3 protein-coding genes are annotated in these 2,890 nt (G+C 60.0%); all 3 read left to right on the top strand.

What is annotated here, in order from left to right; translation table 11 throughout:
* Window positions 1–678, top strand: a 678-nt coding sequence (locus RCH10_RS27365) for a pyridoxal-dependent decarboxylase (RefSeq protein ID WP_409054811.1), incomplete at its 5' end; no start/stop codon positions are given.
* A gap of 10 nt (window positions 679–688) precedes the next feature.
* Window positions 689–2,389 carry an aspartate:alanine exchanger family transporter gene (locus RCH10_RS27370; RefSeq protein ID WP_409054812.1) on the top strand — a complete coding sequence of 567 codons (1,701 nt, stop codon included), beginning with the start codon at window positions 689–691 and terminating at the stop codon, window positions 2,387–2,389.
* A gap of 97 nt (window positions 2,390–2,486) precedes the next feature.
* The coding region (locus RCH10_RS27375; RefSeq protein ID WP_409054813.1) for a chemotaxis protein CheB at window positions 2,487–2,890 on the top strand (404 nt) is incomplete at its 3' end.

Here is a 2,890-nt window from a genome sequence, read left to right on the forward strand (position 1 = left end):
GAACGCGTGAAGTCCATAAATGCCTCTGGACACAAGTACGGTTTGGCGCCGCTGGGTGTGGGCTGGGTCATTTGGCGCTCGAAAGCGGACTTGCCGGAAGACCTGATTTTCTACGTTGACTATCTCGGCGGCAATATGGCGACTTTTGCATTGAACTTCAGCCGACCGGGCGGCGAGATCATCGCGCAGTATTACAACTTCCTGCGTCTGGGTCGCGATGGGTACACCCGTATCCAGCAGGCGTGCTCCGATACGGCGCAATGGCTGGCGCAAGAGATCACAAAGATCGAACCCCTGGAGCTTGTCTATGACGGAAAGGGAGGTCTTCCGGCAGTCTGCTACAAGTTGAAAGACGGCGCTCAGCCGGGCTTCACGCTTTACGACCTTTCTGAACGCGTGCGCGCCCGCGGCTGGCAAATCGCTTCTTATCCGCTGCCGTCTGACCGTCAGAACGTTGTAGTGCAACGCGTGCTGATTCGGCACGGCGTCAGTCGCGATCTGATTGCGTTACTGCTGGATGACCTGCGGCGCGCTGTCGCTTATCTGCATCTCAATCCGGTGCAGCATTCGAGTGCGGGGCCGAGCTTCAGCCACGGTGCTGTCACCGACACACCGGTGGACAAAGCAGTCGCCACGCAATCGCCAGAAGCTCAACTCGCTCTGGGTTTGCCGTCATGAAGCGTCGCGCATGATCGCCTTCCTGAGCTTCCTGCAAAAGAATTCTTACGTTCTTCTGTTCCTGGTCGTGGGCCTGTCGGTCTGGGCTGGCCGCTGGACCGTAAAGGGATACGGGCTGGGTCCCGTCGCCGCAGCGATCGTCATCGGCTGCGGCATCGCGACATGGGGCGCTGCTTACGGCGTGCGCTTCGAACTCGACAACTTCACCAAGAGCCTTTTCTACTACCTGTTCATGTACGGCGTGGGACTGCGCGTCGGACCGTCGTTCATCAACAGCCTGAAAGGCGATGGCCTCAAGTTCACGGTGTTGGCCATCCTCTCCTCGTTTCTCGGCCTGGGCATCGTGGTGCTCGGCGTGCGCTGGCTCTCGTTGCCGGTGGGCGCTGCCGGCGGCATTCTTGCGGGCTCCCAGACCATGTCTGCCGCGATTGGATCTGCGGAACAGGCAATCACTTCCGGTGTTGTGCCGATCCCGGCAGGATCAACGGCGGCCGACGCCACCGCAATGATTGCGCTGTCGTACGGCATCACGTACATCTGGGGTACGGTCGGCATCATTCTGATCTGCAAGTACCTGCCGCGCTGGTGGCGTGTGGATGCGCGCAAGGCGGCGAAAGAGTACGAGGTCGCCCATGGTGTGCCAAACGTCGATGATGCCGGGCTAAGCGGTTACCGGCCCTTCGATCTGCGGGCCTATCGGCTGGTTAATCCGGAACTCGACGGCCACACCATCGCGCAACTGCGGGAGCGCTTTGCGGAATACCAGATCGAGAATGTGGAACGCGGCGACAAGCTGCTTGGTGCCGATCCCACGTTGACGCTGCAATTGGGTGATGTGATCGCGCTGGGCGGCAGCTTGGCGTCGCTAACCGAGCACATGGGCGTGATCGGTCCGGAAGTGCCTGATGCCCGAGCGCTGAACATTCCGCTCGACCAGGCCGAGATCGTGGTGACCCACAAGGGTGCGATCGGGCGTGCGCTCAAGGACTTCAGCCACTCGCCTATCGCAGGACAGGTGCAACTCGTCAGCATGGAGCGCGGCGGTGCACCGCTGCCGGTAGGCCTTGAGACAAAGCTGCAGCGCATGGACATCCTGCATCTCGTCGGACTGCGAAGTGCCATCGACAAGGCAACCGCCCTGCTCGGAAAGGCCGCGAGGCCGAGCACGGCCACCGACCTGCTCACGTTGTCCCTGGGGATGATCCTCGGCTTCCTGATCGGATTGATCCAGGTCCCCGCCTTCGGCGCCTCGGTCGGACTTGGCAACGCCGGAGGTTTGCTGGTGTCGGGGATCATCGTGTCCTCTCTGGTCTCCAGGGTGCGCTTCTTTGGCAACACCCCGAACGCCGCGCGCAATATTTTGGAAGACATGGGTCTGATCTTCTTTGTCGCCATCGTCGGCGTGAATGCGGGCGCCAATCTGCTGTCTCAGTTGAACGGCACGGTGGCGCTGCAGATTTTCGGACTTGGCTTTGTCGCTTGCACCATCCCTCCCTTCATCGTCTGGGCGGTGGGATTTCACATCTTCAAGATCAATCCGGCCGTGCTAATGGGCGGTGTCGCGGGTGCACGCAGCCACTCGGGCCCTGCTCGCGAGGCGTCCAAGGAAATCGACAGCACCGTGCCCTGGATCGGGTTTCCCGTGGCGTACGCCGTGTCCGGGATTCTGCTGACGGTCTTTGGCTACTTTGCAATGGTCCTCGCGAAATGAGCGTCTCTCTCGGCCTCTGTTGCTTGGAATCTTTCTGACCACTCGCAGTCGATTGGCAAATGCGGTCCAAACAACCGATATTTCAGGAGCCCAGCCAATGAGTGAGACATACAGCATCGTGGTGGTTGCCGCCAGGATGGGCGGTATTTCCGCCTTGGGCAGCCTGCTTCAACACCTTCCGGCGAACTACAACGGCGCCATCCTGATCGCACTGAGGTTCGAAGGACAGTCACCCAACACCGTTCTTGAAATTCTTCAAAGCTACTCGTCCGTTCCTTTGGGTTATGCGCGTGATGGCGTTCATCTGAAGCCTAGGATGGTTTTTCTGGCGCCCCTGAGCCAACATTTGCTTATAAAAGCGCCCAATGTGCTTAGCTTAGAACCGGGAGGCTCGGGCAACAACCTGGTTCCATCGGCAGACCATCTGTTCGCCTCTGCCGCAGCCGTCTATGGGCTGCGGGTTGTAGGCGTGTTGCTTTCGGGCAGGTCACACGATGGCAC

It is taken from the genome of Variovorax sp. GrIS 2.14, from assembly GCF_046115955.1.
Lineage (GTDB): Bacteria > Pseudomonadota > Gammaproteobacteria > Burkholderiales > Burkholderiaceae_C > Variovorax.

Excerpts from the sequence above, each read along its gene's own strand:
- RCH10_RS27370 (WP_409054812.1), top strand. The coding sequence starts at position 689 with ATGATCGCCTTCCTGAGCTTCCTGCAAAAGAATTCTTACGTTCTTCTG.